This is a genomic window from Staphylococcus sp. HMSC34C02 (genome assembly GCF_001838705.1).
Taxonomy (GTDB): domain Bacteria; phylum Bacillota; class Bacilli; order Staphylococcales; family Staphylococcaceae; genus Staphylococcus; species Staphylococcus borealis.
The window spans coordinates 1-5,806 of the sequence record NZ_KV838571.1; the positions used below are offsets into that span (position 1 = coordinate 1).

General features: G+C 34.3%; 2 protein-coding genes and 1 pseudogene. 1 reads left to right on the forward strand and 2 read right to left on the reverse strand.

From position 1 onward, the window contains the following. Positions 1-108 precede the first annotated feature (108 nt). A pseudogene (locus HMPREF3239_RS12055) lies at positions 109-766 on the forward strand (transposase); the annotation flags it as partial. Between the two features lie 26 nt (positions 767-792). On the opposite strand, the gene HMPREF3239_RS04490 reads toward HMPREF3239_RS12055, so the two are convergent. Both HMPREF3239_RS04490 and HMPREF3239_RS04495 read right to left on the reverse strand, forming a co-directional pair. Continuing rightward, positions 793-3,909, reverse strand: a complete 3,117-nt coding sequence (locus HMPREF3239_RS04490) for a YSIRK-type signal peptide-containing protein (RefSeq protein ID WP_070854864.1) — start codon at positions 3,907-3,909, stop codon at positions 793-795. A 475-nt stretch (positions 3,910-4,384) separates the two neighbouring features. After that, on the reverse strand, positions 4,385-5,662 hold the full coding sequence (locus HMPREF3239_RS04495) for a hypothetical protein (protein WP_070854865.1): 1,278 nt from the start codon (positions 5,660-5,662) through the stop codon (positions 4,385-4,387). Positions 5,663-5,806: the final 144 nt, after the last annotated feature.

Sequence of the window (5,806 nt, forward strand, 5' to 3'; positions counted from 1 at the left end):
TAGAATTTCTTACATAAGTGCGCTAGCACTTATGTTCATTAATAATCAACGTAAGAGTCTCGCCAAAATACTTTGTATTTATATGTAATTTTACATTGTATTACTTAAAAAATACTTAATGATAGCATCCGAATGATGTGGCTATCACAAAATCAAAAACCTTCTTATAAAACAATTAATCGATTTAGAGTAAATCCAAAAGTAGATGCTTTATTAGAATCACTATTTATTCAATTTCATAGTCAATGTTTGAAACAAAATCTTATAGATGAACAGGCTATTTTTATTGATGGTACGAAAGTTGAGGCGAATGCCAATCGCCATGATAAATATGGTTTTAAATGAGACTTTAAATTATATGAATGTGATGATTGTTCAGAATGTTCTCTGAAACACCAATGTATGAACTTCAATTCAAAAACAAATAAAAGAATAATGAAGAATTATAATTGGGAATATTTTAAAGCTCAAATTAATAAAACGCTTTCAGAACCAGAAACAAAAAATATCTACAGTCAAAGAAAAATTGATGTGGAACCTGTTTTTGGATTTATGAAGGCTATTTTGGGTTTCACTCGGATGTCTGTCCGAGGACTCAATAAAGTCAAAAGAGAACTTGGTTTTGTATTAATAGCACTGAATATAAGAAAAGTAACAGCTCAACGAGTTGAAAATAATCAAAAAATTTATAAAAAAGACAATTTCTATATTATTTCAATAGAAATTGTCTTTTATTCACTTATCCAAGAACTTTATGTCCCGGACTCGTTATTTTAGTTATTTAGCAAAATACTATTTTTCTTCTTTTTTATGTCTTCTTGTTAATAATGCAATTCCACCTAATAATGAAGTAAATAATAATGCAGATGATGATGCATTGTCTTTGTTAAGACCTGTGTCAGGTAATGAATTAACTTTATTTCGATTGTGATCATTAGAGTTAGTATCCTTTACATTATAGTCGCTTAAATAATCATTTTGACCACTTGATTTTTCATTATGTTTTAAATCTTTTGGAATTTCATTTCCAGTATGACCGTTATTTTTACCTGATTTATCATTATCAGACAATGTGGCTTTGACAGGTTTTGATAATGAACTATTGGGATGTTCTGCATTATCCGTAGCTCTCACAGTCACGTCACCTTCAGGTATTGGTGTTGTTGGTTTTATCGTTGCATTACCATTGCCATCCGTTGTAGCTTTACCAATGACATGTCCATATTTGTCTAGTAATTCGACAAGTGTGTAAGGATCAGTTGTAACTTTAACAGGTGTTTTTGTATTAGCTTTATGAATTAATGTTGTATGAATTACTGGTTCTTTAGGTGCTGTAGTATCCGTTACTTTAATTGGATCTGAGAATGAACTATTCGGCGGTTGAGCATTATCAGTTGCTTTAATAATTATAGTGCCCTCTGGATAAGGTTTGGTTGGTGTGATGACCACATGTCCATTTTTATCCGTTTTACCAGAGCCAATCACGCGCCCATCTTTATCAATGATCTCTACATAAGTGTATGGTTCAGTGATAATTTCAATAGGATCTTTAGTACCCGCTTTACCATTCATACTACCTTTAACTACTGGTTTAGGTGGTGGTGTTGTATCAGTTGCTTTGACAGGTTTTGATATTGAACTGTTAGGTTTTGTAGCATTGTCAGTTGCTTTTGCATAAACATTACCTTCAGGAATTGGCTTTGTTGGTGTAATTATCGCATTACCTTTTTCATCAGTAACGCCAGAGCCAATAACATGTAAATCTTTGTCTAATAATTCTACTTTAGTGTTAGGGTCAGTTGTTACTGAAATTGGTGTCAATGTTCCCCCTTTTTCAGAGATATCAGTATCAAAAGTTGGTGCATTTGGTGGCGTCGTATCAGTTGCTTTAACTGGATCAGATGTTGAACTATTTGGAACTTCAGCATTATCAGTTGCTCTAACTGTCACATTGCCTTCGGGAATAGGTTTAATCGGTGTAATAAAGGCATGACCAGTACCATCAGTCACTCCTGAACCAATCACATTACCATCTTTATCTAAAAGTTCAACTTTTGTATTAGGATCTGTAGTTACTTCCACAGGATCAGTAGTGCCAGCTTTACCATCTAAGCTACCTACAACAGATGGTTTTGTAGGTGGCGTTGTATCAGTTGCCTTTACTGGCTCAGAAGTAGAAGTATTAGGATGTTCTGCATGGTCAGTCGCCTTAGCAATTATATTACCTTCAGGTATCGCTTTATTAGGTATGATTGTCACCTGACCAGAACCATCTGTTTCTCCAGAACCGAGACTATTACCATCTTTATCAAACAGTTCTACAGTAGTGTTCGGATCAGTCGTAACAGTGATTGGTGTTTGGGTACCCGCTTTACCTGCTATATCTGTATTAATTGTTGGAACGATAGGCGGTGTTGTGTCAGTTGCTTTTTTAGGTTGAGAAGTAGAACTGTTCGGGTGTTCTGCGTTGTCAGTCGCTTTCGCAGTAACTTCGCCTTCAGGAATCGGTCGATTAGGTATAATAGTTACGTGTCCAGTAGAATCAGTTGTCTCTCTTCCTAAACTATTACCATCTTTATCAAACAATTCTACAGTAGTGTTCGGATCAGTTGTAACAGTGATTGGCGTTTGGGTACCCGCTTTACCAACTAAGTCAGTTTCTAAATTAGGCGAAGTTGGTGGTGTTAAATCCGTTACATTTGCAGGATCTGAATAACTACTATTTGGCGTTTCAGCATCATCAGTTGCTTTAGCGGTAATCGGTCCTTCAACTAATGGTTTGCTAGGAGTGATTGTAATGTGTCCAGTATGATCTGTCATTCCACTACCTATTAAGTGATTATCTTTATCAAATAATTCCACTTTAGTATCAGGGTCAGTTGTGATTTCTATAGGAGTTAATGTACCAACCTTATCAACTAAATTTGTATGAATAATTGGTTTGTCAGGTGGTGTTGTGTCAGTTGCTTTTTTAGGATCTGAAGTAGATGAGTTACCACTATCATCTGTTGCCACAGCCGTCACATTACCTTCTGGGATTGGTCTTGTTGGCACGATATACGCATGACCTTTATCATTTGTTCTAGAAGCTCCAAGTGGTTTATTATATTTGTCTCTTAATTCTATTCTTGTAAAAGGATCCGTTGTGACTTCAATTACAAATGGTCTATGTTGAGGATCAGTATTTAATGCTTCAACAGGGTCTGACGTAACACTTTCTGAACCACGTGTTGCTTTAGCTGAAACATTTCCTTTAGGAATCCATTGTTGCGGTACAATAGTGACATGACCAGTTTCATTTGTTCTACCAGTACCCATTGTCGCACCATCTTTATCTAATAAAGCTACATCAGTATTTGGTGAAGTCAAAATCTCAATTGGTCTTTTCGTATTAGCTGCATCTCCTACACTTGTAATGAAAGTTGGTTTAATAAGCGGTGCTTGCTGATCATTAGGCGTTGATGATGAAGTATTTGGTGCAGCAACAGATGAATTATCAACTGATCCTGTTACTACTCGATTAAAATCAATTTCATCTGAATTAGTAGCTCTCTTTTTTCTAACATGTGTGTTTGATGGCTGATTTGAAACATTCAAATCGTTATTAGCTTGTTGTTTATTGTTAGTTTGTGTATTTAATTTAGTTTCTTTAATATTGTCTTTGATTTGTTTTGATTGAACTTGACCTGTGGTAATTTTATTATCTAAAGGTTTAATTGGCGTATTTGCGCTTTCGTTAATTGAATTTTCTTGATTGCTATTCGAATGTTGATGAGTGGTATTTAATTGCTCGCTAGCTTGTGCGTCATGGTTTACTCCTAAAAATACGAATGTCGCTACTAAGGTTGAAAAAGTACCGATTGCATATTTACGAATGCTAAATTTTTGTAATTGATTATGTTGATTCATAGGTGCGATATTCTCCTTTACTTTTTTAAATGAAAATTAATTAAATTAATAACAGTAATATTAAGGAAATATATTGAATTAAGTTCATAATTACGACATTTCAATTTTACTCAATATATATAACTGTTAGTTTAATTTCATACTAAAGATAGAAATCAAACTTAATTTATATAATTTTATTATATCATTCATTTAATAATAAGTGTTGTGATATTTAAAAAATAGTAGTCTCTTTTTAATGCGTTTATAAATGAGTTGAAGTTATGACTTAATCAATATTTCATAAAAATGTTTCTTCATAACTATGTGTAGATGTCAATGTATATTTTTAGAAATTACAGAAATTTTTACGAGTAAAATTGATATGAATTTTTGTATGAATTTTATTTCAAATATAAATATAGTTAAAATCAAAAATCCACCGAAATCATTTAAGATTTCAGTGGATTTTTTCTAATTAGTATATATATTAGAATTACTTATTTCTGTTGTTATCTTTTCTTTCCTTTTTTCTACTAATTAGTAATGCAAAGCTACCTAGTAGTGTAACTAAATAAGGTAAAGAATTATTAGTTGATTCTTTTTCACCAGTATTTGGTAAATCTTTTCCTTTATTTTTAGTAATAGTATTAGTTATATTTCCTTTTTCAACAGGTATTGTATGTTTATTATTTGTTGAATTATGGCTTCCATCCTCTTTTGAATGGTCATTTATAAATGCTTTTTTATCAGATTTTACAATCAATTTAGTAGCTTTTACTGGCTTAGATACAGAGCTATTTGGATGTTCAGCATTATCTATTGCTTTAGCGTAAATATCACCTTCCGGAATAGGTTTCGTCGGTGTAATCGTGACATGTCCCGTATCATCCGTTGTACCCGAACCAATGATATTACCATCTTTATCAAGTAAATCAACATGCGTATTTGGATCTGTAGTCACCGTAATAGGTGTTTGAGTACCAGCTTTGCCACCTAAATCCGTATCAAGTGTTGGAGTAGTTGGTGGCGTTGTATCAGTTGCTTTAACAGGATCAGATGTAGAACTATTCGGATGTTCTGCATTGTCATAAGCTTTCGCAGTAACATTACCCTCTGGAATAGGTTTAGTCGGTGTAATTGTGACATGACCTGTATTATCTGTCGTACCTGAACCGATAACATTACCGTCTTTATCTAATAATTCCACTTTCGTATTCGGATCTGTAGTAACTTCAACAGGATCAGTAGTTGTCGCTTTACCAGTTAAATCACTAGTAACCACAGGCGCCGTTGGCGGAGTTGTGTCAGTCGCTTTTTTCGGTTGTGACATAGAACTATTTGGATGTTCTGCATTATCAGTCGCTTTAGCACGTACATTACCTTCAGGGATAGGCACCGTTGGTGTAATTGTAACTCGACCATTACTATCTGTCGTCCCTGAACCAATTACATGATTATCTTTATCAAGTAAATCAACATGCGTATTTGGATCAGTCGTTACTGTAATTGGTGTTTGAGTTGTTGCTTTACCAGTTAAATCGTTTGTCACAATTGGTTCCGTCGGAGGTGTAGTATCTGTTGCTTTCTTAGGTGCAGAAGTTGAGACATTTGGATGTTCCGCATTATCATAAGCTTTCGCAGTTACATTACCTTCCGGTATAGGTTGAGTTGGCGTAATGATGACATGACCATTAGCACCAGTAGTCCCTGTTCCAATTACGTGATTACCTTTATCTAATAACTCAATACGAGTATTTGGATCAGAAGACACATCAACAGGTGGTTCGAGTAGTCGCCTTACCAGTTAAGTCAGTATTAACGATTGGACTACCTGGAGGCGTTGTATCAGTCGCTTTCTTCGGTTGAGAAAGTGAACTGTTCGGATGTTCTGCATTATCAGTCGCTTTAGCACGTA

Excerpts from the sequence above, each read along its gene's own strand:
- HMPREF3239_RS04490 (WP_070854864.1), bottom strand. The coding sequence starts at position 3,909 with ATGAATCAACATAATCAATTACAAAAATTTAGCATTCGTAAATATGCA.